Genomic DNA, 26060 nt, shown 5'->3' with positions numbered 1-26060 from the left:
ATCCATAAGCCGTTATCGTGCTTATGAGCGGCGCAAAACTTAAACCGAAATCGGTCGACGATACCGAACCGCAGGGTTCCGAGACGGCGGCCGAGGAGAAGCCATCGACTGCCGAGGCCGTGCCGCCGCCAGATGTCCCACCGCCAGAAGTCCCCCCGCCAGATGTCGTTGAGCCCGGTCTGGAGCTGACGCCCGAGGAGGCCGAGCAGGCGCGCAAGAAGTATCTGCTCAAGCGTTTCTGGATCAGCGCCCGCCATTATTGGGGCCGCAGTGGCGACAGGCTCGCCTGGCCGTGCACACTTGGGCTGCTGGCCCTGATCGGCATCAATGTCGGCTTCCAATATGGAATCAATCTTTGGAATCGATCGATTTTCGACGCCATCGAGAAACGCGATGCCGGCACCGTCTATTTCCTCAGCGCCGTCTTCGTGCCGCTGGTGCTCGGCACCGTCGCTGTCGTCACCACACAGGTTGCGCTTCGCATGATGATCCAGCGGCGCTGGCGTTCCTGGCTGACGACCGCGGTCATCGGGCGCTGGCTGGCAAACGGCCGTTACTATCAGCTGAACCTGATCGGCGGCGACCACAAGAACCCCGAGGCGCGCATTTCCGAGGATTTGCGCATTGCCACAGAGGCCCCCGTCGATTTCATCGCCGGCGTCATTTCCGCATTCCTGGCGGCCTCGACCTTCATCGTCGTGCTCTGGACGATCGGCGGCGCATTGACGCTGCCGATCGCCGGTTTCACCGTCACCATTCCCGGCTTTCTCGTCGTCACCGCGGTCCTCTATGCCGCGATCACCTCCAGCTCAATGGCGGTGATCGGCCGCCATTTCGTCCAGGTCTCCGAGACCAAAAACCAGACGGAGGCCGAATTTCGCTACACGCTGACGCATGTGCGGGAAAACGGCGAGAGCATCGCATTGCTCGGCGGCGAGGAGGAGGAGCGCAACGACCTCGACAAAACCTTCGCCAACGTGCTCGGGCAATGGGCGCTGCTTGCCCGCCAGCACATGCGCACGACGCTGGTGTCGCATGGCTCCATGCTGATTGCCCCGGTCGTGCCGGTCCTGCTCTGCGCGCCGAAGTTTCTCGAAGGCAGCATGACGCTCGGACAGGTCATGCAGGCAGCCTCTGCTTTCGCCATCGTCCAGGGCGCGTTCGGATGGCTGGTCGACAACTATCCCCGTCTTGCCGATTGGAACGCCTGTGCCCGGCGCGTCGCTTCGCTGATGATGTCGCTCGACGGGCTGGAGCGGGCCGAACAGAGCGACGCGCTCGGCCGCATCAAGCGCGGCGAAACGGAAGGCGAGGCGATGCTCAGCCTGAACGATCTCTCCGTGTCGCTCGACGACGGCACCGCCGTGGTCACGGAAACCCGGGTGGCGATCGAGCCCGGCGAGCGGGTGCTCGTCTCCGGAGAATCCGGTTCTGGCAAGAGCACGCTGGTGCGGGCCATATCCGGTCTTTGGCCCTGGGGTGACGGCAGCGTCAATTTCCACGCCGACCGCCGCTTGTTCATGCTGCCGCAACGACCCTACATTCCTTCCGGGACGCTGCGCCGCGCAGTCGCCTATCCCGGCGCTGCCGATAGCTGGACGTCCGATGAGATCAAGGCGGCCCTCGACAAGGTGGGACTGGCTTACCTGAACGACAAGATCGAGGAAGACGCGCCATGGGACCAGACCCTGTCGGGCGGCGAAAAGCAGCGGCTCGCCTTTGCGCGCCTGCTGCTGCATACGCCCGATATCATCGTGCTCGATGAAGCGACCTCGGCACTCGACGAAAAGAGCCAGGATAAGATGATGCAGATGGTGATCCATGAATTGCCGGAGGTGACCATCATCAGCGTCGCGCATCGCGCCGAGCTCGAAGTCTTCCATAGCCGCAAGATCACCCTGGAACGGCGCGAGGGCGGCGCAAAGCTCGTCAGCGATATCGACCTCATCAAGCGCAAGAGAAAACGGAACTTGCTGTCACGCGTTCTGGAGAAGCGCCGCGCCGTGCCGAAGGCCGGCACGGCCTCGAACAAGACGGGGGAGCCGCGGAACAGACACTGACGTCGGCTTGGTCGGGTGCGCGGAGTGCCCCCGCTTGTCGGATACGCAGCTTCACGCTTCTATTGCTGATTCCGGGGGAGGTCGTCTGCAATGTCGTAGTAGTCGCCTTTATCCGCGACAAAGATATGCATTTTAAGTTGGGTTTCGGTCGGGCTATCAAATGCACCCATCGCGACAGCAATCCAGTCTCGATGCGGTGGATCCCAAAACAGCGATGATCCACATACCGCGCAAAATCCACGCCTCACCTTTTCCGAGGATTGATACCAGGTGACACTTTCGCCTCCCCGGATCGTGATCTGACGTCGAGGCACGTCGGTTGAAGCGAAAAAGTGCCCGGATTGTTTTCGGCATTTGGAGCAGTGGCATGCGTCCGGCGCTTGCAGATCGCCTTCGATCTCAAAAGTTACAGCGCCGCACAGACAGGATCCTTTGTGCATGAGCGTTCCTCTCGTAAGTCCAATATTGCCTTTAAACCTGCGCCGAGGATCCGGCTGCTGCGCCCGTCAGCCGGGTCACGCGTCCGGGCATCGGCTGAACCGCCTAATGCGAGGCCGCCTCGCTTGCGACGGCCGCGCCCTCGCTTTTCCGGCCGTGCCCGACCGGGATCAGCCAGGTGGTGAAGAAGGTCAGCACCGCGACGACCACCACGCCCCAGAAGCTCCAATGCAGCGCCGCGTTGAAGACGGCGCGGATTGCCGGGTCGGCGGCAAGCGCCGAAAGCCCGGTCGGCTGGTTCAGCGCCTCATGCAGACCGGCCGCCGCCTCGCCGCTCGCATAGTGATTGATGCCGGCATTGAGGATGGCGCCGAGCACGGTGGCGCCGAGCGTGTTGCCGAGGCTGCGGGCAAAGATGATCGAGGCGGTGGCGCTGCCGCGCATCGACCATTCGACGCTGTCCTGCACCAGCACGATGCTGGTGAGGCTGATCAGACCCATGCCGAAGCCCATGAAGAAGGAGCCGGCACCGGCAACGATCGGCGAACTGTCAGGGGTCAGGAACAACAGGAAACAGGCGCCGAAGGGAAACATCAGGCTGCCGACGCGCAAGGTGCGCTGGATGCCGAAGACACTGTAGAAACGGCCGGAGAGCATCACCGCCAAGGGCCAGCCGACGACGAGCATGGTGAGCGTGAACCCCGCGACAAGAGGCGAGCGGCCGAGCACGCCTTGCACATAGAGCGGCAGGATTGTCGAAAGCCCGATCAGCGCCATGCCGGCCAGCAGCGTCGCCGCATTGCTGGTCGCAATCAGCCTTCGGCTCCACAGCGGGATCGAGATGATCGGCTCCGGCGCCCGCCTCTCCTGGGCCAGGAAAAGGATGCCCGAGACCACGAAGACGGCGAAAAGCGACAGCAGGATCCAGGCGCTGGCATCGGTTTCCGTCAGCATGACGAGAAGTGCCACGATCGAGATCGAAAACAGCACCGATCCGAGGTAATCGATCTTTGCCTGCTTGTGCGCCACGTCCTCCTTGAGGAAGAGCATGAAGGCGATGATCGAGATGATGCCGATCGGCAGGTTGATCCAGAAGATCCAGGCCCAGGAGATATTGTCGACGATGATGCCGCCGGCCAGCGGCCCGACGACGGCCGAGGTCGCCCACACGGTCGCCATGAAGCCCTGCACGCGGCCGCGCTCCTCGAGCTTGAAGAGATCGCCGATGATCGTCGTCGTCACCGGCTGGATGGCGCCGGCGCCGAGCCCCTGCAGCAGCCGGAACAGCACCAGCGACATCATCGACCAGGCAAGCCCGCAGAGCAAAGAGCCGACGAGGAAGATCAGGATGCCGCCGATCAGCACCGGCTTGCGCCCAAAGATGTCGGAAAGCTTGCCGTAGATGACTGTCGTCGTCGACTGCGCCAGCAGAAAGGCCGAAAACACCCAGCTGTAATAGGAAAAGCCGCCGAGTTCCCCGACGATGCGCGGCATCGCGGTCGCCACGATCGTCGCCTCGATCGCCACCATGAAAGTGGCGAGCATGATGGTGGCGACGACAAGCACGCGGTTCGAGCGATGCGCTGCATTCGACATGACGATCCTCTTCGGGTGCTCCGCAGATGCCGGAAAACGGCAGGCTGGGCAGGGCGATCGCCGCTTGCGGAGGGATGCGGTACTATTACGTCCTGGAAACCGGCCGGTAAAGCAGTTCTCACGGCAACCGTTGTCTTATGCGGTTTGACGGCAGCGAAACGAAGGCCCGGCGCCCAGCCCCAGGCCCTTATCCAATCAGGCGGACATCCGCCCTATCCTCACTGCGGGCAGGCCTCGCCGCCCGAGCCGGTATCCCCGGAGCCGGCGGTGCAACCCGGCGTCGGCTTGAGATCAGGATTGACCCCGCCGGGATTGATCGTGCTGCGGCCGCTATTGAGTTCGACGCCGCCATTGCCGCTCGTGCTGCCGGTGGTGCCGGGATCCGTGCCGACGGAACCGCTGCCCGCCGAACCAGGGCCGGTGGATCCGGTGCCCGCCGAGCCTGAGCCGGAACTTCCCGAGCCGCCGATAACAGGCGCCACCGAAAGCCGCCCGCTGGAATTTGCACCACCAGCCGTCTGCGCCATGGTCGAGCCGGCAAGGCCGATGGAAAGGAGGGATATTGCGATGAGTTTGCAGGACATGATGTTCTCCATGCTCGTTTGTCTCAAGGGGAGAACCGGCTCGGCGGCGGCATTGTTCCGAGCGGAATTGGTCGCGCGGCCGCTTCACCTGCTCATCATACTAGGGGCGCTGATCGTGACCATCCCGACCGTCTATGCCTACCCGGCAGCTCGATGAACTTATAGCCTACGCAGGACACTCATTCGCCCTCCAGCATTTTAAACTTTCGCGCCGCCTTAGGGCAAAGCATCGTGAACTGCTTGATCAGCGGCAGCATGCCTGAGGAGCACGACACATCTGCATCCTCCGGTAATGGGAAAGTGGCCCGCAGCGGTTCTCCGCCAGGAGGAACGAAGGACAGGGTGCCCTTGCGGCAATCGGCGGTGGAACGGTAGGTGTCTTTGCCATTTTCCTGCAGATACATCGCCACGCACTGCTCAACAGTCAGTTTCCCGCCATGTGCGACCGTCTCGTATCCCGGATCTCGCTCGCAATATTCCTGAAAGTTGGCCTGATTGACGTTCCCTTCCATAACCGCAGCGCGTGAATCGGTGCCGGTCCTGCTGACCAGCGTTCCGTCCCACCCAGCACATGAGGCGAGAGGGAAATCCTCGGCCTGTGCCGAGGACATAGCAAAGGTGAAAACTACCATACTCAAAAGCGATATCCGCATAAATCCTCCTAATTGCTGGCCTGCACGCGCTCGATCGACATCCAGCCGCTCATGCGAACTGAAGGGCAGCCCGACCGCGTTGAGAGAAGATGCCCACCACCTGTCGAAGCTTGCCTGCCGAGCGCCCAAACGTAGCTAAAGGTGGACGCAGGATATTAAATGGGGCTTATAATGGAGGTTGTTAGCACGCGATTGAGGAAAAAATGGTGCCGCTTGCAGGACTCGAACCTGCGACCCCATCATTACGAATGATGTGCTCTACCACCTGAGCTAAAGCGGCATTTCACGGCCGAAGCATGCGGCCCGCGATTTGCATGGCGCTGATACAGCCATTGTCCGAAGATTTCAAGCGCCCTGTCATGGCTTTGGCAAAAAAGAGGGCGGGGTGTGGAAGACTGCCCTCAGAGTGCTAGCCGGGCGCGGGCGGCCTTATATTCGGCCTCCAGCCGGTCGACGAGTTTGGCAACCGGTTCGACGGCCTTGATGGCGCTGATGCCCTGGCCGCTGCCCCAGATGTCCTTCCAGGCCTTGGCGCCGCCGACCGCCTGTTCGAAATCCATCTTCGAGACATCGGCGGCAGGCAGGTTGTCCGGGTCCATGCCGGCGGCGACGATCGAGGGTTTGAGATAGTTGCCGTGCACGCCGGTGAAATAGTTGGAATAGACGATATCGCCGGCAGCGCCTTCGACGATCGCCTGCTTGTAGGGCTCAGTGGCGCGCGCTTCTTCAGTGGCGATGAAGGGCGAGCCGATATAGGCCATATCGGCGCCCATCGCTTCCGCGGCAAGGATGGCGCCGCCGGTCGAGATCGCGCCGGCGAGCAGCAGCGGCCCGTCGAACCATTCGCGGATTTCCTGGACGAGCGCGAAGGGCGAGAGCGTGCCGGCATGGCCGCCGGCGCCGGCCGCCACCGCGATCAGTCCGTCCGCACCCTTGCGGATGGCCGAATGGGCGTGGCGGTTGTTGATAATGTCGTGCAGCACGATGCCGCCATAGGAATGCACGGCGGCATTGACCTCCGGCACGGCGCCGAGCGAGGAGATGACGACAGGCACTTTGTATTTGACGCAGAGCGACAGGTCGTGCTCCAGCCGCTTGTTCGACATGTGGACGATCTGGTTGACGGCAAAGGGGGCCGCCGGCCGATCGGGATGGGCGGCGTCATGACGGGCGAGTTCTTCGGTGATCTCGGCCAGCCATTCGTCGAGCTGGCTCTCCGGCCGGGCGTTCAGCGCCGGAAACGCCCCGATGACACCCGCCTTGCATTGCGCCAGCGTCAGCGCCGGATGCGAGATGATGAACAGCGGCGAGCCGATGACCGGCAGTCTCAATTTATCCCGGAGGATCGGGGGCAGGGCCATGGTTCATGCATCCATTGACGTTTACGAAAACGTCAATCTCATAACAGAGAAGAAAAGCCGATAAAAGAGCGGCCGCCACGCCTTCGTCGATTTCTGCCCGAATATATGCGGCTGACAAAGCTGGTAGAATAAGGTCCGCAAGCGGCGAAACCTGGCGATTATCCCCGCCGATCCGCTGCAACCGGGCCTGCAAGGCTTGCGGTTTGCCGCGCTTGCCGCTACCGAATTTCGATGGAGAACGGCGGGGATTGCAGTCCGATGCCGGGTTCAAGGTGAAGGACTTGAGGTGAGCGGATTAGAAACGGCCATCAGAACAGCGCTCGATAATTCCGATCGCGACAATCCGGAGGTTCGAGCGAGGATCTATCAGTCGGCCCGCCAGGCGCTTGAAGCCGGCTTGCGCAAGCAGGATATCACCGAGACCGAGGTCGTTGCCCATCATCGCCATCGCCTGGAAACCACCATCCACGCCATCGAAAGCGAGGAGCGCGATCGGCTGCACCCGCGCCAGAGGCCGCCTGAAGTGCCCGTGCCGCCCGTCGTGGAAATGCCGACGCCGCCGGTTCAAAAGGGGGATGTCGGCGATATCGACAACCTCATCGACAGCCCTGCGGCCGCAGGCGAGACCCGCGCTCCCGAGGTGACCCACGGCCGCGGCGACGATTTCAGCCTCGACGACGTGCGTGCCGGCAGTGCCGACCATCTGGCTGCCGCCCCGGTCGGCGAGGAGCGGCTTGCCCGCGGTCAGCGCGCCACCAACATGGATTTTCGCCCGGAGCGGGCGGCAGGCCGCCGCAAGCCGCGCAAATTCTTTTCCAGGCTTCTCGTCTGGTGCGTGCTGCTTGCCTTCATCGGCATCGGCGCCTGGTGGGCGCATACATCCGGTCTGCTGATGACGGCTGCGGAGCGCGACACCAGCGTCGCCAATCCGCCGGCGAGCACCCAGCCCGAGGATTTCACCGGCAATGACGACAGCGCCGGCAATGTGGCCCCTCACACCGACGAGCCGGTGACCATCGATCCGCAGAACAGCTTTTCGGCCGATTGGATACCGCTGTTCAAGCCCGACGATGCCGACAAGATCCAGAGCGGCCCGCGGGCGCGCACCGAAAAGATCGCCGAGAATGACGGCCCCGCCGTCCGCCTGATTTCCGAAAGCGGTGCGGCCGACGGCAATATCTCGATCAGCGTGCCCGCCTCGGTGCTGCAGCAGCTTGCCGGCAAATCCTCGACCATCGCGCTGACGCTGCAATCGACCACCGACGAGCCGACGCAGGTCACCGTCGAGTGCAATTTCCAGTCGCTCGGCAATTGCGCCCGCCACCGCTTCAACGTCACCCGCGAAAAATCGGATGCGCTGCTGCAGGTGAAATTCGACCGCTCGCTGGCGCCGAATGCGCCGGGCACGCTGACGATCAACAGCGATCTCGACGGCAAGGCGCGCGGCATCAACCTCTTCGCCGTCCGCATCCTGCCGGGGCAATAATCCGGCTCCGGCGAAGCCGGTAGCCCCGGCCCCGGCAAAGCCGGTGGCCCCAGCCTCGGCGAAGCCGATGGCCTCGGTCCCAGTAACTGGCGGCCCGGCGCCGGCTCGCCGCCTACTTCAGGAAGCCGGGCCCTGAGCCGATGATCTCCTTATCGACCGTGCCGAGCGCCTTCTCGTCCTTGCCGTCATAATCCATCCTGTTCAGCATGTGGCGGATGAGTTCGAGGCGCGTGCGCCGCTTGTCGTTGGCGCGGATCACCGTCCAGGGCGCGAAATCCGTATGGGTTTCCTTCAGCATGCGATTGCGCTTTTCGCTGTAATCGCCCCACTTCGTCAGTGCGGCGATGTCCATCGACGACAGTTTCCAGACTTTCAGCGGATCGTGCCTGCGGTCGTGGAAGCGCTTGAGCTGCATTTCGCGGCCGATATCGAGATAGAATTTGAAGAAGAAGATGCCCTCATGGGCGATGATCTTTTCGAGCTGCGGCGCCTGCTTGAGAAAATCCTCATATTGCTGCGGCGTGCAGAAACCCATGACCGGCTCGACGCCGGCGCGGTTGTACCAGGAGCGGTCGAACAGCACGAATTCGCCTGCGGTCGGGAACTGCGCGATATAACGCTGGAAATACCATTGTCCCTGTTCGCGATCGGTGGGCTTCGTCAGCGCCACGACGCGCGCAAGGCGGGGGTTCATATTCTCCGAGGAGGCCGAGATCGCGCCGCCCTTGCCGGCCGCATCGCGCCCTTCGAACAGCGCCATCACCCGCTTGCCTGATGCCTGCAGCCAGAACTGCACCTTGACGAGCTCGATCTGCAGCTTTTCCAGCTGCTCGACATAGTCCTCTTCCTTCAGCTTCTTCTTGTGGGGAAAGTCGCCGGAGGCAAGCGCGTGTTCCTCCACCCAGTCCGGCAGGATGGGATCGTCGACATCGAAGATACGTTGCTTTCCGCGGATCTCCAGCTCCACGGCCCTGCTTTCGACGGTCTCGGCCATATGCTCCTCCTTAAGCCCGATCGCTTCTTTCCTGCAGGCGAACATATTTACCGTTGAAAATCAAATCTCTCGCATTCGCCGATCATTTTTCGCGGGTTTCGGCTGCGGCCTTTCGCTTGAGACGCGGCCGACCGAAAATTTCTGTCATGAATTGCCGCTATCAGGCAGAGTTCAATATAAGAAACACGAATCGACGCCGCGAGGGCACTTGCAAGACGAAACTCCGTGGAGAAAAAGCCTGTTGGCGCGCATCCGGCGCGAGCGGCCGGTGCTGCTGGCGGCGATCGTCAGCGCGCTCGCCGCGCTTGCCGCCGGCATGAACAAGTGGGTTGTGCTTGGCCTCCTGCTTATCATGATCGTCACCGCGCTTTTCAACGAGGCGCCCGTCATCAAGGACGAACCCGCTGAGCCGGTGGAGATTGCGCCGGAGGTGCCGCCGAGCCGCCTGCCTGAAGTGTCCGCCACGCTCGCCGGCCTCGATATCCCGGTCATGGTGCTGTCGGACGATGCCTCGGTGCTCTTCCAGAACCGGGCGGCCGAAAAGGCCTTCGGCGAGGTGGCGCTCGGCGCCCATATATCGGGCCGCATGCGCTCGCCCGGTGTGCTCGACATGGTGCGCGAAACCATCGCTACCAACGCCCCGAACCAGATCGAGCATGCCGAGCGGCTGCCCTCCGAGCGCGTCTATATCGTCCGCAGCGCGCCCATTGAATTTTCGGCCGAAGGCGGGCCGCATGAGCGCTATTTCATCCTCTCCTTCCGCGATATTTCAGAGGTCCGCCGCATCGATCGCATGCGCTCGGACTTCGTCGCCAATGCCAGCCATGAGCTGCGCACGCCGCTGGCGTCGCTCCGCGGCTTCATCGAGACCATCCAGGGACCGGCGAAAAACGATCTGAAGGCGCAGGCGCGTTTCCTCGCCATCATGTTCGATCAGGCGACGCGCATGAGCCGGCTGGTCGACGACCTGCTGTCGCTCTCGCGCCTCGAGCTGAAATCGCATATCGCGCCGGATGAGAAGGTCGATCTGGTGCCGCTGCTCGGCCATGTCCGGGATTCGCTGGTGCCGCTGGCAAAAGATGTCGGCGTCGATATCGACCTGCATCTGCCCGACGGCAAGGTCGAGGTGCTGGGAGACCGCGACGAGCTCGTCCAGGTGTTCGAGAACCTGATGGAAAACGCCTGCAAATACGGCCAGGAGGGCAAGATCGTCGATGTCTGGCTGAAGAACGGCGCCGGTGAGCCCGTCGAGGTCAGCATCGTCGATAAGGGACCGGGCATTCCGGCCGAGCATGTGCCGCGCCTGACCGAGCGCTTCTATCGCGTCAGCATCGAGGACAGCCGCTCGAAAAAAGGCACCGGCCTCGGCCTCGCCATCGTCAAGCACATCCTCACCCGCCACCGGGCGCGGCTGATCGTCAAATCCGAGGTCGGCAAGGGCACCGATTTTACGGTGCGGTTCTGAGAAACGGATAGGAAAGTGCCCCTCACCCTAACCCTCTCCCCGTTCTGACGGGGAGAGGGGACGTGCCCTACGAGAGGTGGGTGAGGGCCGAGAGGTTGCGGCATATCCCCTTCGCCCCGCGCGCGGGGAGAAGGTGCCGGCAGGCGGATGAGGGGCAGACACACGGTATGATCTGAATGAAAGGATGCAAGAGCCCTTCACTTTATGGTGTGCTTAATGGATTTACAATGAAAAGTAGATCTGCGGCCAAAGTTCAGATCCTTGCGGACGCATCCGCTCGACGTGTATTAAATTAATTATTTAATATCAACAACTTAACCTGTCACAAATGTTTCACCGATTTGACATAAAAGGACGGTGCTTACAGCGCTAAGAGAGTCCCGCCGATGAAAAAAGGCACTGCGAGGGCCTCTCGAAAGGCCGCACTCACACAAGCCCAATGCGGGAGATTTCTAATGAACACCTTCAAGCTCACCGTTGCCGCGCTCGCTGCAACCGCCGCTTTCGCTGGCGCTGCCGTCGCCCGTGACCAGATTCAGGTTGCCGGTTCGTCCACCGTCCTGCCTTACGCAAAGATCGTTGCCGAGTCCTTCGGCGAAACCTTCACCAACTTCAAGACGCCGGTCGTTGAATCCGGCGGCACCGGCGCTGGTCTGAAGGAATTCTGCAAGGGCGTTGGCGAAGACACCATCGACATTGCCAACGCTTCGCGTCCGATCAACAAGAACGAAGCCGAGGCCTGCAAGGCTGCCGGCGTGACCGACATTCAGGAAGTCAAGATCGGTTATGACGGCATCGTCTTCGCAACCGACTCGTCCAACCCGGACGTTGCCTACGTTCCCGCAGACATCTACAAGGCCCTCGCAGCCCAGGTCGTCGTCGACGGCAAGCTCGTCGCCAACCCCTACAAGAAGTGGTCGGACGTCAACCCGAAGCTTCCGGCTGTTGATATCGCTGCCTATATCCCGGGCGAAAAGCACGGCACCCGCGAAGTCTTCGAACAGAACGTTCTCGCTGCCGGCTGCAAGGCTTCGGGTGCTCTCGACGTCATCGCCAAGGAAATCTCCGACAAGGCCGCTCAGACGAAGGCCTGCGTCGCAGTCCGCAAGGACGGCGCTGCTGTCGACATCGACGGCGACTATCCGGAAACGCTCGCCCGCATCGCTGCCAACAAGACCGGCGTCGGCGTATTCGGCCTCTCCTTCTACGAAAACAATGCCGACAAGCTCAAGGTTGCGACCATGAGCGGCATCGTTCCGTCGACGGAAACGATCGCCAACGGCACCTATCCGGTTTCCCGCCCGCTGTTCTTCTACGTCAAGAAGGCACATCTCGGCGCCGTTCCGGGCCTGAAGGAATATGTCAACTTCTTCGTATCCGACCAGATGATCGGCCCCGACAGCCCGCTCGTCGAATACGGCCTGGTTGCCGCTCCGGATGCCGAGCGCGACGCGATCCGCAAGGACGTCGAAGCCGGCAAGTCCATGTAATCACTTTGCCGGCGCGGCGCTGCAAAGCCCGCGCCGGCATTGCCTTATCCCTTTGCGTGCCGGCGTTTCCGGTGCTGCAGGGTAAATTCATTCCGCATGATTGGGCTTTTTGGGGCTGCGGGCCTGGGGACGTAACGAATGAGCACATCCATCATACTTTTGTGCCTTGTGGTGATCGGTGCCGCCGCCTATCTGGTCGCGCGCAGCCGGGCCTCGGCACTTGCCGGCGGCAAATCCTCTGCCTTGCATTCACGGCCGGCCTATTACGGCGCCTATGCGGCGATCTGGGCGGTTCTTCCCGCTCTCATCGTCATCTGCGTCTGGCTCTCGGTCAGCCCCGGCATCATCCAGTCCTCGGTTCGCAGCCACTTCCCTGAAGAGGTCAAGGCGCAGGCCGCCGTCGAGCAGGATCTCGGTTATTCCATGGTAGCGACGCTCGCCCGCGGCCTGACGATGCTGACCGCTGAGGAGACCGCAGCCGTCGGCACCGATCCGGCGGCACTGCAGGCCAAGCTCAGCGAAAAGGGCGTGCCGCTTGCCGGCCAGCCGCTGCCTTACATGCTCGGCGCCGCCAAGACGCTCAACGCCATGAGCGCAACGAGCCGCCTCGCCATGACGGCGGTGGTCTTCATTCTCGCCGTTGCCGGCGCCTTCTATGCGCTGCGCGCCATCGCGCCCCGCTTCCGCGCCCGCAACCGGGTCGAGCGCGTCATGCTCTGGGGCCTGCTGCTTGCCTCGTCGATCGCCATCCTGACGACGATCGGCATCGTGCTTTCGATGCTGTCGGAAGCCGCGCGCTTCTTTGCCGCCGTACCCGCCGCCGATTTCTTCTTCGGCACCGTCTGGGATCCGCGTTTCGCCGGCGCCGGCAGCTCATCCTTCGGCCAGTTCGGCCTGATCCCGCTCTTGCTCGGCACGCTTTATATTGGCCTGGTCGCCATGCTGGTTGCCGTGCCGGTCGGCCTGTTCGCCGCTATTTACATGGCCGAATACGCCTCGCCGAAGCTGCGCGGGATCGCCAAGCCGCTGCTCGAAGTGCTCGCCGGCATTCCGACCATCGTCTACGGCTTCTTCGCGCTCGTCACCGTCGGCCCGTTCCTGCGCGATTTCTCGGCTCAGATCAGCGGCCTGCTCTCCGGCAGCTACACCAACTTCATCCAGGCGCAGAGCGTTCTGACCGCCGGCATCGTCATGGGCATCATGCTGATCCCTTACGTTTCCTCGCTGTCGGACGACATCATCACCGCCGTGCCGCGGGCACTGCGCGACGGTTCGCTCGGTCTCGGCGCCACCCGCTCCGAAACCATCAAGAAGGTGGTTCTGCCGGCCGCTCTTCCCGGCATCGTCGGCGCGCTTCTGATGACCGCCTCGCGCGCCATCGGCGAAACCATGATCGTCGTGCTGGCCGCCGGTGTCGCCGCCCGCATCCAGATCAATCCCTTCGAGCCGATGACGACGGTGACCGTCAAGATCGTCAATCAGCTGACCGGCGACCTCGAGTTCACCTCGCCGCAGACGCTGGTTGCTTTCGCTCTGGGCATCACCCTGTTCTGCATCACGCTTTGCCTCAACATCTATGCGCTCTACATCGTGCGCAAATACCGGGAGCAGTACGAATGACGGATATTGTTTCTCCCACATCAGGCGTCACCATCTCCAAGGCGCCGGCGCGCCGCGATATCGGCATCAAGCGCCGCTACGCCGCCGAGCGCCGGTTCCAGGCCTATGGCATCGCCGCCATCGCCTTCGGTCTCGTTTTCCTGTTCATTCTGTTGTGGACGGTGATCGGCAAAGGCTACACCGCCTTCCAGCAGACGGCGATCACCCTGCCGATCGAATTCTCCGAGAAGACGATCGACCCCAGCAACAAGCGTGCGACTGACCCTTCGGTGCTGATCGCCGCCAATTACCCGGTTCTGCTGCGCGATGCGATCGTCAAGCAGCTGAATATCAATGCCTCGAGCAAGCCCGACGTGCGCGATGCAGCCGCCATGCTCTCCAAGGGCGCGCCGATCCAGCTGCGCGACATGGTCGTCGCCGACCCGTCGATCATCGGCAAGACGGTCAATGTCACCGTGCTTGCCGACGCCAATGTCGATAGCGCCAACAAGGGCCAGATCGACCTTTCGGTCGATGAGAAGAACCGCAAAGTCAACGACAAGCAGGTTGGCTGGATGAACGAGCTGAAGGCGAGCGGCGCTCTGCACAAGCAGTTCAACACCGGCCTCTTCGTCAACGGCAATTCCAGCCGTCCGGAGGCTGCAGGCCTTGGCGTCGCCCTCATCGGCTCGCTCTACCTGATGCTGATCGTGCTGGTGCTCTCCCTGCCGATCGGTGTCGCCGCCTCGATCTATCTCGAGGAGTTTGCCCCGAAGAACCGGCTGACGGATCTGATCGAGGTCAACATCAACAACCTCGCCGCCGTCCCGTCGATCGTCTACGGTCTGCTCGGCCTTTCCGTCTTCATCAATTTCGTCGGCCTGCCGCGTTCGGCGTCGCTGGTCGGCGGCCTGGTGCTGACGCTGATGACCCTGCCGACGATCATCATCGCGACGCGCGCGGCTCTGCGCGCCGTGCCGCCGTCGATCCGCGCCGCAGCGCTCGGCCTCGGCGCTTCGAAGATGCAGATGGTGTTCCACCATGTTCTGCCGCTCGCCATGCCCGGCATCCTCACAGGCACGATCATCGGCTTGGCGCATGCGCTCGGCGAAACCGCGCCGCTGCTCCTGATCGGCATGGTCGCCTTCGTCGCCAACGCGCCGACGACACCGCTCGATCCCTCGACGGCCCTGCCGGTGCAGGTCTATATGTGGGCCAACGAGGCCGAACGGGCCTTCGTCGAGCGTACTTCGGGTGCCATCATCGTCCTGCTCCTGTTCCTGATCGTCATGAACATGGGCGCCATCCTCTTGCGTCGTCGCTTCGAGCGCCGCTGGTAAACGGAGTTACAGATCATGAACATGTTGACGGAAGCTGCAGTTGAAAAGGCGCTGGATCAGAAGATGAGCAACGTCCCGTATAAGATGATCGGCCAGGATGTCTCGGTTTACTACGGCGAGAAGCGCGCGCTTTTCGATGTGAACCTGAACATCCGCGAAAACACCGTAACCGCGCTGATCGGCCCGTCGGGCTGCGGCAAGTCGACCTTCCTGCGGAGCCTGAACCGCATGAACGACACGATCGACGGCTGCCGCGTCGCCGGCAAGATCACGCTGGACGGCGACGACATCTATGATCCCGATATCGACGTCGTCGAACTGCGCGCCCGCGTCGGCATGGTCTTCCAGAAGCCGAACCCGTTCCCGAAGACGATCTATGAAAACGTCTCCTACGGCCCGCGCATCCATGGCCTTGCCAAGTCGAAGGCCGATCTCGACCAGATCGTCGAGACCAGCCTGCAGCGCGCCGGCCTCTGGAACGAGGTCAAGGACCGCGTGCACGAATCCGGCACCGGCCTCTCCGGCGGTCAGCAGCAGCGCCTCTGCATTGCGCGTGCCGTCGCCGTCAGCCCCGAAGTCATCCTGATGGACGAGCCCTGCTCGGCGCTCGACCCGATCGCCACCGCCAAGGTCGAGGAGCTGATCCACGAGCTGCGCGAGAACTACACGATCGTCATCGTCACCCACTCCATGCAGCAGGCCGCGCGCGTCTCGCAGCGCACCGCCATGTTCCACCTCGGCAATCTCGTCGAGGAGAACGACACCGACAAGATGTTCACCAATCCCGACGATCCGCGCACCCAGGACTACATCATGGGTCGCTTCGGCTGATTGCGGTCATCCGAAGCCTTCCCGTTATTCGAGGACAAAGCCCCATGGCATCGACACATATTTATTCTGCCTATGATGATGATCTGAAGTTCCTGTCCAGACGGATTTCCGAAATGGGCGGCCTGGCCGAGCAGATGGTCGCCGAATCCGTTCGCGCCCTGGTCAACGGCGACACGGCGCTCGCCCAGAAGGTCATCTCCGACGACGTGATCCTCGATCACGCCGAGCGCGAGATCGGCGACAAGGCGATCATCACCATCGCCCGCCGCCAGCCGATGGCCGCCGACCTGCGCGAAATCATGGGTTCGATCCGCATCGCCGCCGATCTCGAACGCGTCGGCGACCTCGGCAAGAACACCGCCAAGCGTGTTATCGCCGTGCAGAGCACCGGCGTTCCCCGCAAGCTCGCCCGCGGCCTCGAGCATCTGTCCGAACTGGCGCTCGTCCAGCTCAAGGAAGTGCTCGACGTCTACACGACGCGCGCCGCCGACAAGGCGAGTGCGATCCGCGAGCGCGACAACGAGATCGACGCGATGTACACCTCGCTGTTCCGCGAGCTCCTGACCTACATGATGGAAGATCCGCGCAACATCACCAGCTGCACGCATCTTCTCTTCTGCGCCAAGAATATCGAGCGCATCGGCGACCACGCCACCAACATTGCCGAGACCATCTATTACATGGCGACCGGCGCGCAGCCGGAAGGTGACCGTCCGAAGGACGACAGCGCCAACACCGTCGGCGCGGTCACCGAATAACCGCCTAAACCAGACCATTGCGTGCGCGCCCATCTGGGGCGCGCAAAGAGGTCGCAGCCATTTTTTGTGAATTTGCGCAGGATGCATTGCTTAAATCACCCCCGGTTTAAGGATCAAGCGCGAGGAGACCGACACGCATGATCCCGAGAGTTGCAGTTGTTGAAGACGAGGAAGCCCTGAGCGTGCTTCTCCGCTACAATCTCGAAGCTGAGGGCTTCGAGGTCGATACCATCCTTCGTGGCGACGAGGCCGAAATCAGGCTTCAGGAGCGCACGCCCGACCTTCTCATCCTCGACTGGATGCTGCCCGGCGTCTCCGGCATCGAGCTTTGCCGGCGCCTGCGCATGCGGCCGGAAACCGAGCGCCTGCCGATCATCATGCTGACGGCGCGCGGCGAGGAGAGCGAGCGCGTCCGCGGATTGTCGACGGGCGCCGACGATTATGTCGTCAAGCCTTTCTCGACCCCGGAACTCGTCGCCCGCGTCAAGGCGATGCTGCGCCGCGCCCGCCCCGAGGTACTGTCGACCGTGCTGAAATGCGGCGATATCGAACTCGACCGCGAAACCCACCGCGTCCACCGCAAGAGCCGCGAAGTCCGCCTCGGTCCCACCGAATTCCGCCTCTTGGAATTCCTGATGTCGTCGCCCGGCCGGGTCTTTTCCCGCTCGCAGCTCTTGGACGGCGTCTGGGGCCACGACATCTACGTCGACGAACGCACCGTCGACGTCCATGTCGGCCGCCTGCGCAAGGCGCTGAACTTCTCCAACATGCAAGACGTCATCCGCACCGTCCGCGGCGCCGGCTATTCGATGGAAGCCTGAGCCTCGCAAACGGGGGTGAGGGGACGTGCCCCGCGAGAGGTTGCCGGGAACGGAGAGATTGCCGCTTGCTCCCTCTTCTCCCCAGCGGGGAGAAGGTGGCCCGAAGGGGCGGATGAGGGGGCCCACACGGCACCCCCTCCCGTCATCACCTATCCCATCATATCAACGGCGAACGCCCTAAGCACGGTCGAAACCCGCACGGGCGTTGTTGGGAAAGACCGGCTTCGCCGGCCCCCTCATCCGCCCTACGGGCACCTTCTCCCCGCTGGGGAGAAGAGGGAATCGAGACGCTGCGGCATATCCCTTTTCCCCGCAAGCGGGGTCCGAAGGACGGGTCGAGACATGTGGCTCGCCCCCCCGGTCGGTGCCGGCAGGCGGATGAGGGGCAGCCACACCCAACACACTCACACAAAAAAACGGGCTTTTCAGCCCGTTTTCGTATTCCGGCAATGCCTTACCCGCTCAGCTGGCCCGCGCTGCCGCCCGGCGGCGTTCGTTGATTGGCTGGTAGGCGAGTTTCTGGTGATAGCTGCAATAGGGCGAATTATCAGGGGACTCGCAGCCGCAGAAGTGGAAGTCGTCCTTCAGCGGATCGCCGACCGGCCATTTGCAGGTGCGTTCGGTCAGTTCCGTCAGGCCGAGGCGGCGCGAGATCGGCACGACCACGTTGCCCTTCGGCACGTATTCCATTTCCTCGACCGTTTCGATCTCGATCTCTTCCTTCAGCATCGTCGCGCCCTGCTGGCGGGTGACGGTGCGGGTGGCGATCCGGGAGGCGTAGTTCGGCGCGCGCGGCGCAGATGTATTGCGTTTCGGCGTCCGCGCCGTGGCGGCCGTGCCGCCGGCCTTGGCGCGGCCGGGAAGGCTCAGCCTGTGTACCTTGCCGATCACAGCGTTTCTGCTGACACCGCCAAGTTGTGCCGCGATCTGGCTGGCGCTCAGTCCTTCGGCCCAAAGCTTCTTGAGTTTCTCGACCCGCTCGTCTGTCCAGTTCATGCCCTGTCTCCACCTTTCGCGTTGGTGATGGCAGAATCCCTCACCGTTGTCCCGGAAGCCTCCGAAACAAGAAACGCCTGATCAATTTTGGTGACTAGTTCCGCCGCATGCAGTCTAGTAATTGAACTTTAACCTAGTGTGAGCCTGACTCCGTGACAAGAGTCGCATGAATCCGGATGAATCGAATTCGGAGTTTTCCCCAACTTGCTGCCCCGGCGTGTCATTTCTGCAATATTGCCTGTTGAAGGTCGAAAACACCGCTGCACAAGCTTGCTGCATGCGCTAAGGCCGCAGTTTTGTTGACATTGCAGCGCGAAAAGGAAATAGTACCGCTGGCCGCCGCAAGGCGGCATTTTTGATTTTTCGGGCCTGGTTTTCTTAGCCGGAGTCCGTTGCTAGATAACGCTGATCGGGAGACCCGCGCCATGGCCGAAGCCGCGCCGCTTTATGACACCTATTCTCGTGCCCCGCTGCGGTTCGAGCGAGGCGAGGGCGTATGGCTGATCACCGAAGGCGGCGAGCGTTATCTCGATTTCGGCGCCGGTGTTGCCGTCACCTCGGTCGGCCACAGCAACCCGCACGTGGTCGGCGCCTTGAAGGAACAGGCCGACAAGGTCTGGCACCTCTCCAACATCTATGAGATCCCCGGCCAGGAACGCCTGGCCAAGCGGCTGACGGACGCGACCTTCGCCGACAAGGTGTTCTTCACCAATTCGGGCGCCGAGGCGCTCGAATGCGCGATCAAGACGGCGCGCCGCTATCAGTTTTCCAAGGGCCATCCCGAGCGCTTCCATATCATCACCTTCGAAGGCGCCTTCCATGGGCGCACGCTGGCGACGATCGCCGCCGGCGGCCAGGAGAAATATCTCGAAGGCTTCGGCCCCAAGGCGCCGGGCTTCGATCAGGTGGCATTCGGCGACATCGACGCGGTCCGGGCCGCCATCACCGACGCCACCGCGGCAATCCTCATCGAGCCGGTGCAGGGCGAGGGCGGTGTGCGCCCCGCCACCCCCGAATTCATGAGGGCGCTGCGACAGATCTGCGACGAAAACGGCCTGCTGCTGATCCTCGACGAGGTCCAGACCGGCGTCGGCCGCACCGGCAAGCTTTTCGCCCATGAGTGGTCGGGCGTCACCCCCGACATCATGGCGGTCGCCAAGGGCATCGGCGGCGGTTTCCCGCTCGGCGCCTGCCTGGCCACTTCGGAGGCCGCCTCGGGCATGAAGGCCGGCACGCACGGCTCGACCTATGGCGGCAATCCGCTGGCCATGGCCGTCGGCGGCGCCGTGCTCGACATCATCCTAGCCGATGGCTTCCTCCAGCAGGTGCGTGACGTCGCCCTCGTTTTCCGTCAGGGGCTGGCCTCGCTGAAGGATCGGTATCCCGATGTGATCGAGGATATCCGAGGCGAGGGGCTGCTGCTCGGCGTCAAGGCTGCTATTCCCTCGGCCGAACTGCTGCAGGCGATCCGCGCCGCGCATCTGCTCGGCGTGCCCGCCGGCGACAACGTCATCCGCCTTCTCCCGCCCCTCGTCGTCACCGCCGAGGAAGCCCGCGAGGGCCTTGCCCGCATCGAGCGCGCCGCCGAGAGCATCCGCGCCTCCAAGGTCAAGAAGACGGCTTGAAAGGATTGCGCCCGCGGGCGCACGACAGGTAAGAACATGGCTCCTAAACATTTCCTCGATCTATCGGCCGTCACCTCGGCCGACCTCAGAACCATCATGAACGATGCGCTCGCCCGCAAGCAGGCCTTCAAGGCTGGCAAGGGCGACAAGCCGCTCGCCGGCAAGATGCTGGCGATGATCTTCGAAAAGCCGTCGACGCGCACCCGCGTCTCCTTCGACGTCGGCATGCGCCAGCTCGGCGGCGAAACGCTGTTTCTATCAGGCACTGAGATGCAGCTCGGCCGCGCCGAGACGATCGGCGACACCGCCAAGGTGCTGTCGCGTTATGTCGATGCGATCATGATCCGCACCACCGAGCATTCCAGGCTCCAGGAGCTTGCCGAGCATGCGACGGTGCCTGTCATCAATGCGCTGACGGATGATACCCATCCCTGCCAGATCATGGCCGATATCATGACCTTCGAAGAGCATCGCGGCCCGATCAAGGGCAAGACCATCGCCTGGACCGGCGACGGCAACAATGTGCTGCATTCGCTGGTCGAGGGTGCCGCGCGTTTCGGCTACCGCATGAACATGGCCGTGCCCCTTGGTTCTGAGCCCAAGGATCACTATCTGAACTGGGCCCGCAATGAGGGCGCCGAAATCATGCTTTGCCATGATGCCGACCGTGCGGTCGAAGGCGTCGATTGCGTGGTGACCGATACCTGGGTCTCCATGAATCAGGAACATCGGGCCCGGGGTCACAACGTCTTCCAGCCTTACCAGGTCAACGCGGCCTTGATGGCGAAGGCCGGCAGCGATGCATTGTTCATGCATTGCCTGCCCGCGCATCGCGGTGAGGAAGTGACGGATGAGGTGATCGACGGCCCGCAATCCGTGGTCTTCGATGAGGCGGAAAACCGTCTTCATGCGCAGAAGTCGATTCTTGCTTGGTGCCTGGGCGCGATCTGAACCATAATCGGACGCCGCGTGTGAACAACGCGCGGCCGCGCGAGCGAAGGGCACCCTGTCCTTTCGCTTGAAAACTAGGAGTGAATCCATGGCAGAAGCTGCAGCCGCCCTCGGCCAGTTCGATTTCGCCGGCGATGACCATGTCGTCCCCTTTCAGGTGGAGGGTCTGGATGTGCGCGGCCGCGCCGTCCAGCTCGGCCCGATGCTCGACGCCATCCTCGAGCGCCATCATTATCCCGCACCCGTCGCCCGGCTGCTTGCCGAAGTCGTGGTGCTGACGGTGCTGCTCGGCACATCGCTGAAGTTCGACGGCAAGTTCACCGTGCAGACCAAGGGCGATGGCCCGGTCGATCTTCTCGTCGCCGATTTCTCGACGCCGGAAAATGTCCGCGCCTATGCCCGTTTCGACCAGGCGCTGCTCAACAAGGCCATTGAAGCTGGGGAAACCGAGCCGGAGCAATTGCTCGGCCGGGGCGTGCTCGCCTTCACCATCGACCAAGGCAAGTTCGGCCAGCCCTACCAGGGCATCGTCGCGCTCGACGGCACCTCGCTGGAGGAGATTGCCGGCGTCTATTTTCGCCAGTCGGAGCAGATCCCGACGCGCGTGCGGCTGGCCGCCGCCGAACTGCTCGATCGCGACGAGGCCGGCAAGCCGCGCCACCGCTGGCGGGCCGGCGGCCTTGTCGCCCAGTTCCTGCCTGAGGCGCCGGAGCGCATGCGCCACCCCGACCTCCACGGCGGCGACGGCGATAACGGCGACCGCCCGCATGGCGAGGACGACGCGTGGACCGAAGCGCGCTCGCTGGTCGAGACCATCGACGCCGATGAACTCACCGACCCGCTTGTCGGCACCGAGCGGCTGCTGTTTCGCCTGTTCCACGAACGCGGCGTGCGCGTCTACGAACCGCGCGCCGTTTTCGACCGCTGCAGCTGTTCGCGCGACAAGATCAAGGGCGTGCTGAAGGGCTTCACGGCCGAGGAGATCGAGGCCAGCCAGGAAAACGGCGAGATCGCCGTCACCTGCGAATTCTGCTCGACCACCTACCGCTTCGAGCCGGTCGAACTTCAGCCGGCTGAGTAGGCTCGGTTGAGCACGCACAGAACAAATACAAAAGATTAGCGATGATGCAGCACGGTGACTCGACTTTTGGTAGTCACTGTGCACCATTTATCCAACTGGTTCGGGGATGGGACTTCATGCGCATTTTTTATTTCGTAGTCGCATTCATGGCTGCGATGCCACAAATTGGCTTGGCTGATGATAAGGCAATCCAATGGAAAGAGGTCGGGGGCTGGACCGTGGCCGATCGTGTCCCAGGGAGTGGTGTAGCTGGATTTCATAGCCATCGGTGATTTCCGGTAGGGTCGGGTTGCTTAGAGCCAACCTGAAGGACTCCACCGATGACCGACGACATGATGAACCTACGCTCACTCGTTGAGAAGAGCGCTGACGCCGATTTGCTGCGCGAGATGATCGGCTTTGCTGCCGAGAAACTGATGGCGCTGGAAGTCGGCACGAAGACCGGTGCGGGCTATGGCGAGAAGAATGGCTTTCGACTTGCCCAGCGCAACGGCTACCGCGACCGAGACTGGGAGACGCGGGCGGGCACCGTCGAGCTGCGCATTCCCAAGCTTCGTACCGGCAGCTATTTCCCGAGCTTCCTTGAACCACGCCGTATGGCCGAGAAGGCTCTGACGGCGGTTATTCAGGAGGCCTATATCCAGGGCGTTTCGACCCGCTCGGTTGATGACCTCGTCAAGGCGATGGGCATGTCGGGCATTTCCAAGAGCCAGGTCTCCCGGCTGTGCGAGGAGATCGACGAGAAGGTGAAGGCCTTTCTCGACCGGCCTATCGAGGGCGAATGGCCCTATCTGTGGATCGATGCTACCTACCTGAAGGTCCGGCGTGGCGGGCGCATCGTCTCTGTTGCAGTCATCATCGCCGTCGGCGTCAACACCGACGGCCGACGCGAAGTGCTCGGCATGGAGATCGGCACGTCCGAGGCCGAGGCGATCTGGACGGAATTCCTGCGCAAGCTGACCAGGCGGGGTCTGCGTGGCGTCAAGCTCGTCGTCTCCGATGCCCATGAGGGCATCAAAGCCGCAGTATCGAAGGTGCTCTGCGCCACCTGGCAGCGCTGCAGGGTCCACTTCATGCGCAATGCTTTGGCCCATGCTGGAAAGAGCGGACGGCGCGTCGTCTCCGCCTTCATTGCCACGGCCTTCGCTCAAGACACGCCGGAGGCGGCAAGCACTCAGTGGCGCAACGTCGCCGACCAGATCAGGCCAAAGGTCCCGAAGCTTGCCAGTTTGATGGACAACGCTGAGCAAGACGTACTCGCCTACATGACCTTTCCCAAGCAGCATTGGGCCAAACTTCACTCGACCAACCCGATTGAGCGATTGAACGGCGAGATCAAGCGGCGGACAGAGGTCGTCGGCATCTTCCCCAACGACGACGCCATCGTGCGCCTGGTCGGTGCGCTGCTGCTCGAACAGAATGATGAATGGGCCGTCCAGCGATCTCGCTATATGACCCTTGAGACAATCGCTACGATGAGCGATGATCCACTCATCAGCCTGCCAGCAGCAAGCTGACACTCATCCGGCCCTCTGGGATGAGCCGTGGCCGTCTAAGCTACACCACTCCCTGGGACACGATCCCGTGGCCGTCGACCCGACTTTAGACAATGGCTGTTTTGTTCTGACGTCCTTTGATGACGACACCATTTTTCGTCTTGGCTTCAATTTCCGAAAAAAGGACAAACCTCTGTACATTCTGCTCGGAAATCCGAACTGGAAATCCTTGGAGAAAGGTAAGCATTATCCCATCGAACTCTCGTTAGACCAGACTCAATGGACGGCTGATGCGAGAGGCCTGGATCTCGACGGCCTCAAATCATTGTGGATCGATACCGACGATGCCGACTTGATTGAGGAGTTCTCTGGTAAACTGAGTTTCCGCGCCCGCTTTAACGGAAAAGAGATTGTTGCCCTCGGTCTGAAAGATTCCGAGAGGGCAGCGGATGAGTTGCTCGCCTGCCAAAAGGCGGTAAACGATGCGGTCATGAAACAGCCGGCGCCGCCACAATCAAAAGATCCGTTCGAAGCAAAGCCAGGCACCCAGGCCTCGGATCCTTTTGACCTTTAGCAGATTGATGACTGGGCAAGCCCGAGGACCCATGCGGCAAGCACGGCGTTCGTGTTCGAATTGACAAAGCAACCCGTCAGTTGAGCACGCGCAGCAGCCCCGGTGAATCCAGCGAGAAGGCAGGGATGTCGACATCGAACATTTCGCCTTCATCCGTCTCCATCTGGTAATGGCCGAACATCAGGCCGGAGGGCGTGTCGAGCGGGCAGCCGGAGGAATATTCGTAGGTGTCGCCGGGGCTGAGCCGCGGCTGTTCGCCGACGACGCCGGGGCCGGTCACCTCGTCCACCACGCCGTTCTGGTCGGTGATGTTCCAGTAGCGGTTGACCAGGCGCACGGCGATGCCGGAATTGTTGCTGATGACAATCCGGTAACCCCAGACGTAACGATCGTCGTCCGGATCGGATTGCTCCTCCAGATAAAATGGCTCGACGACGACTTCGATATCTTTTGTGAGGGCGCGATACATGCCTTGCACCTTAGTCAAGATATGTTACCCGTATCTTATAAGAGGGCCTGTCCGTCAAGAAACGGAACGATGATCGTGAATAAAACGGTCATGATCGAAGGTGTTTCGATCGTTAAGCCTAATTGTCAGCGTTAATTTCACTTCCGAACGCCGGCACGGCCGAACCCCAAACGAGGTCCGGCCGCCATTGGTGTGATCAGGCCGAAACCTTGGCAAGCGCCTTGGTGAAATCCTCGATCAGGTCGTCGGTATCCTCGATGCCGGCCGAAAGGCGGACGGTGCCCGGGGAAATGCCGAGTTCGGCGCGCGCCTCCTCCGACAGGTTCTTGTGGGTCGTCGTCGCCGGATGGGTGATCAGGCTCTTGCTGTCGCCGAGATTGTTGGAAATCTTGATGATCTCGAGCGCGTTCTGCAGCGCGAAGGCCGCCTCCTTGCCGCCCTTCAGCTCGAAAGCGACGAGGGTCGAGCCGCCGGTCATCTGCTTGGCGATGATATCGGCCTGCGGATGGTCCTTGCGGCCGGGATAGATCACTTTGGCGACCTTGCCTTGCTCGGCCAGGAAATCGGCGATCTTCGCCGCATTCTGCGTCTGCTGCCTGACGCGCAGCGGCAGCGTCTCGATGCCCTTCAGCAGCGTCCAGGCATTGAACGGCGACATGGCCGGGCCGGTATGGCGGAAATAGTCGTGCAGGTTCTCGTCGATCCACGCCTTGTCGGCCAGAACGACGCCGCCGAGGCACCGGCCCTGGCCGTCGATATGCTTGGTGGCGGAATAGACGACGATATGGGCGCCGAGTTCCAGCGGCTTCTGGAAGAGCGGCGTCGCAAAGACATTGTCGACGACCACCTTGGCGCCGATCTGGTTGGCAAGCTTGGCGACGCCTGCGATATCGACCACCTCGAGCGTCGGGTTGGTCGGGCTTTCCAGGAAGAACACTTTGGTGTTCGGCCGGATCGCCTTTTCCCAGTTGGCAAGATCCCGGCCGTCAACCAGCGTGCATTCGACGCCGTATTTCGGCGCCAATGTTTCCACCACCCAGCGGCAGGAGCCGAAGAGGGCGCGCGCGGCAACGATATGGTCACCGGCTTTGACCTGGCAGAGGATGGCCGCGCTGACGGCCGCCATGCCGGAAGCGGTGGCGCGGGCGTCTTCGGCGCCTTCGAGCATGCACATGCGCTTTTCGAACATGTCGTTGGTCGGGCTGCCGTAGCGGGCGTAGATGTAGCCGTCCGTCTCGCCCTTGAAGCGGGCTTCGGCCGCTTCCGACGTGTCATAGACGAAGCCCTGCGTGAGATAGATTGCCTCGGACGTCTCGCCATATTGCGAACGCAAGGTTCCGCCGTGGACGAGTTGGGTTGCCGGGCGCCAGGTCTTGCTCATGCCATCACCTT

24 protein-coding genes and 1 tRNA gene are annotated in these 26060 nt (G+C 62.2%); 15 read left to right on the top strand and 10 right to left on the bottom strand.

All coding sequences use genetic code 11. The features are described 5' to 3' along the window. Positions 1–23: 23 nt before the first annotated feature. Positions 24–2060, top strand: a complete 2037-nt coding sequence (locus QMO80_RS10330; RefSeq protein ID WP_283200163.1) for an ABC transporter ATP-binding protein/permease — start codon at positions 24–26, stop codon at positions 2058–2060. Between the two features lie 59 nt (positions 2061–2119). Here the strand turns inward: QMO80_RS10330 and QMO80_RS10325 are convergent, their stop codons facing one another. The 3 genes from QMO80_RS10325 to QMO80_RS10315 form a co-directional block, all read right to left on the bottom strand. Beyond that, positions 2120–2500: a GFA family protein gene (locus tag QMO80_RS10325; RefSeq protein WP_283199953.1), complete on the bottom strand. Its 381-nt coding sequence runs from the start codon at positions 2498–2500 to the stop codon at positions 2120–2122. 103 nt (positions 2501–2603) lie between these two features. Then, positions 2604–4094, bottom strand: coding sequence for an MDR family MFS transporter (locus QMO80_RS10320; RefSeq protein WP_283199952.1), 1491 nt, complete (start codon positions 4092–4094; stop codon positions 2604–2606). A 218-nt stretch (positions 4095–4312) separates the two neighbouring features. After that, the gene (locus QMO80_RS10315; protein ID WP_283199951.1) at positions 4313–4678 is read right to left on the bottom strand and encodes a hypothetical protein; all 366 of its coding nucleotides are present in this window, start codon (positions 4676–4678) and stop codon (positions 4313–4315) included. Here QMO80_RS10315 and QMO80_RS10310 point away from each other — a divergent pair. Next, positions 4662–4835, top strand: coding sequence for a hypothetical protein (locus tag QMO80_RS10310; protein WP_283199950.1), 174 nt, complete (start codon positions 4662–4664; stop codon positions 4833–4835). The genes QMO80_RS10315 and QMO80_RS10310 overlap by 17 nt on opposite strands. 22 nt (positions 4836–4857) lie before the next feature. Here QMO80_RS10310 and QMO80_RS10305 read toward each other — a convergent pair whose 3' ends face one another. The 3 genes from QMO80_RS10305 to QMO80_RS10295 form a co-directional block, all read right to left on the bottom strand. Then, the gene (locus tag QMO80_RS10305) at positions 4858–5331 is read right to left on the bottom strand and encodes a hypothetical protein (RefSeq protein ID WP_283199949.1); all 474 of its coding nucleotides are present in this window, start codon (positions 5329–5331) and stop codon (positions 4858–4860) included. Positions 5332–5535: 204 nt separating this feature from the next. After that, positions 5536–5611: transfer RNA gene (locus QMO80_RS10300), tRNA-Thr, on the bottom strand. Positions 5612–5732: 121 nt separating this feature from the next. Further along, entirely contained in the window at positions 5733–6692 is a 960-nt protein-coding gene (locus tag QMO80_RS10295) for a nitronate monooxygenase family protein (RefSeq protein ID WP_283199948.1), read from the bottom strand. 286 nt (positions 6693–6978) lie between these two features. On the opposite strand from QMO80_RS10295, the gene QMO80_RS10290 reads away from it, so the two are divergent. Next, a complete protein-coding gene (locus QMO80_RS10290; RefSeq protein WP_283199947.1) occupies positions 6979–8178 on the top strand; it encodes a regulator in 1200 nt (399 codons plus the stop codon). A gap of 112 nt (positions 8179–8290) precedes the next feature. On the opposite strand, the gene ppk2 is transcribed toward QMO80_RS10290, so the two are convergent. Next, on the bottom strand, positions 8291–9172 hold the full coding sequence (gene ppk2 / locus QMO80_RS10285; protein WP_283199946.1) for a polyphosphate kinase 2: 882 nt from the start codon (positions 9170–9172) through the stop codon (positions 8291–8293). Between the two features lie 241 nt (positions 9173–9413). Between ppk2 and phoR the strand changes: the two genes are divergently transcribed. The 7 genes from phoR to phoB all read left to right on the top strand — a co-directional run bounded on the left by phoR (position 9414) and on the right by phoB (position 17476). Further along, entirely contained in the window at positions 9414–10637 is a 1224-nt protein-coding gene (gene phoR, locus QMO80_RS10280; protein ID WP_283199945.1) for a phosphate regulon sensor histidine kinase PhoR, read from the top strand. Positions 10638–11092: 455 nt separating this feature from the next. Next, complete coding sequence (locus tag QMO80_RS10275) at positions 11093–12127, top strand: substrate-binding domain-containing protein (protein ID WP_283199944.1); 1035 nt, start codon at positions 11093–11095, stop codon at positions 12125–12127. A gap of 138 nt (positions 12128–12265) precedes the next feature. Then, positions 12266–13747: a phosphate ABC transporter permease subunit PstC gene (gene pstC, locus QMO80_RS10270; protein ID WP_283199943.1), complete on the top strand. Its 1482-nt coding sequence runs from the start codon at positions 12266–12268 to the stop codon at positions 13745–13747. After that, a complete protein-coding gene (pstA, locus tag QMO80_RS10265; RefSeq protein WP_283199942.1) occupies positions 13744–15066 on the top strand; it encodes a phosphate ABC transporter permease PstA in 1323 nt (440 codons plus the stop codon). Before pstC ends, pstA begins: the two co-directional genes overlap by 4 nt. A gap of 15 nt (positions 15067–15081) precedes the next feature. Further along, positions 15082–15897, top strand: coding sequence for a phosphate ABC transporter ATP-binding protein PstB (gene pstB / locus QMO80_RS10260; protein ID WP_049732262.1), 816 nt, complete (start codon positions 15082–15084; stop codon positions 15895–15897). A gap of 44 nt (positions 15898–15941) precedes the next feature. After that, positions 15942–16655 carry a phosphate signaling complex protein PhoU gene (gene phoU, locus QMO80_RS10255; RefSeq protein ID WP_283199941.1) on the top strand — a complete coding sequence of 238 codons (714 nt, stop codon included), beginning with the start codon at positions 15942–15944 and terminating at the stop codon, positions 16653–16655. A 137-nt stretch (positions 16656–16792) separates the two neighbouring features. Next, positions 16793–17476: a phosphate regulon transcriptional regulator PhoB gene (phoB, locus tag QMO80_RS10250; RefSeq protein ID WP_003570612.1), complete on the top strand. Its 684-nt coding sequence runs from the start codon at positions 16793–16795 to the stop codon at positions 17474–17476. Between the two features lie 462 nt (positions 17477–17938). Here the strand turns inward: phoB and QMO80_RS10245 are convergent, their stop codons facing one another. After that, complete coding sequence (locus QMO80_RS10245; protein WP_071084806.1) at positions 17939–18472, bottom strand: GcrA family cell cycle regulator; 534 nt, start codon at positions 18470–18472, stop codon at positions 17939–17941. A 425-nt stretch (positions 18473–18897) separates the two neighbouring features. Between QMO80_RS10245 and QMO80_RS10240 the strand changes: the two genes are divergently transcribed. From QMO80_RS10240 to QMO80_RS10220, 5 genes are all read left to right on the top strand, one after another. Next, positions 18898–20097 carry an aspartate aminotransferase family protein gene (locus QMO80_RS10240; protein WP_283199940.1) on the top strand — a complete coding sequence of 400 codons (1200 nt, stop codon included), beginning with the start codon at positions 18898–18900 and terminating at the stop codon, positions 20095–20097. Positions 20098–20133: 36 nt separating this feature from the next. Next, on the top strand, positions 20134–21048 hold the full coding sequence (gene argF / locus QMO80_RS10235; RefSeq protein WP_064836337.1) for an ornithine carbamoyltransferase: 915 nt from the start codon (positions 20134–20136) through the stop codon (positions 21046–21048). A gap of 88 nt (positions 21049–21136) precedes the next feature. Next, a complete protein-coding gene (locus QMO80_RS10230; protein WP_283199939.1) occupies positions 21137–22129 on the top strand; it encodes an Hsp33 family molecular chaperone in 993 nt (330 codons plus the stop codon). A 320-nt stretch (positions 22130–22449) separates the two neighbouring features. Continuing rightward, positions 22450–23646 carry an IS256 family transposase gene (locus QMO80_RS10225; RefSeq protein WP_283197540.1) on the top strand — a complete coding sequence of 399 codons (1197 nt, stop codon included), beginning with the start codon at positions 22450–22452 and terminating at the stop codon, positions 23644–23646. 67 nt (positions 23647–23713) lie between these two features. Continuing rightward, positions 23714–24199 (top strand): hypothetical protein, encoded by a 486-nt coding sequence (locus tag QMO80_RS10220; RefSeq protein WP_283199938.1) that lies wholly within the window; start codon positions 23714–23716, stop codon positions 24197–24199. A gap of 76 nt (positions 24200–24275) precedes the next feature. Here QMO80_RS10220 and apaG read toward each other — a convergent pair whose 3' ends face one another. Together apaG and QMO80_RS10210 are read right to left on the bottom strand one after the other, a co-directional pair. Continuing rightward, complete coding sequence (apaG, locus tag QMO80_RS10215; RefSeq protein WP_283200162.1) at positions 24276–24668, bottom strand: Co2+/Mg2+ efflux protein ApaG; 393 nt, start codon at positions 24666–24668, stop codon at positions 24276–24278. A gap of 196 nt (positions 24669–24864) precedes the next feature. Further along, a complete protein-coding gene (locus tag QMO80_RS10210; RefSeq protein ID WP_283199937.1) occupies positions 24865–26049 on the bottom strand; it encodes an O-succinylhomoserine sulfhydrylase in 1185 nt (394 codons plus the stop codon). Positions 26050–26060 lie beyond the last annotated feature (11 nt).

The sequence above is a fragment of the Rhizobium sp. BT03 genome (assembly GCF_030053155.1).
Lineage (GTDB): Bacteria > Pseudomonadota > Alphaproteobacteria > Rhizobiales > Rhizobiaceae > Rhizobium.
This window is presented reverse-complemented; position numbering and strand designations above follow the sequence as displayed.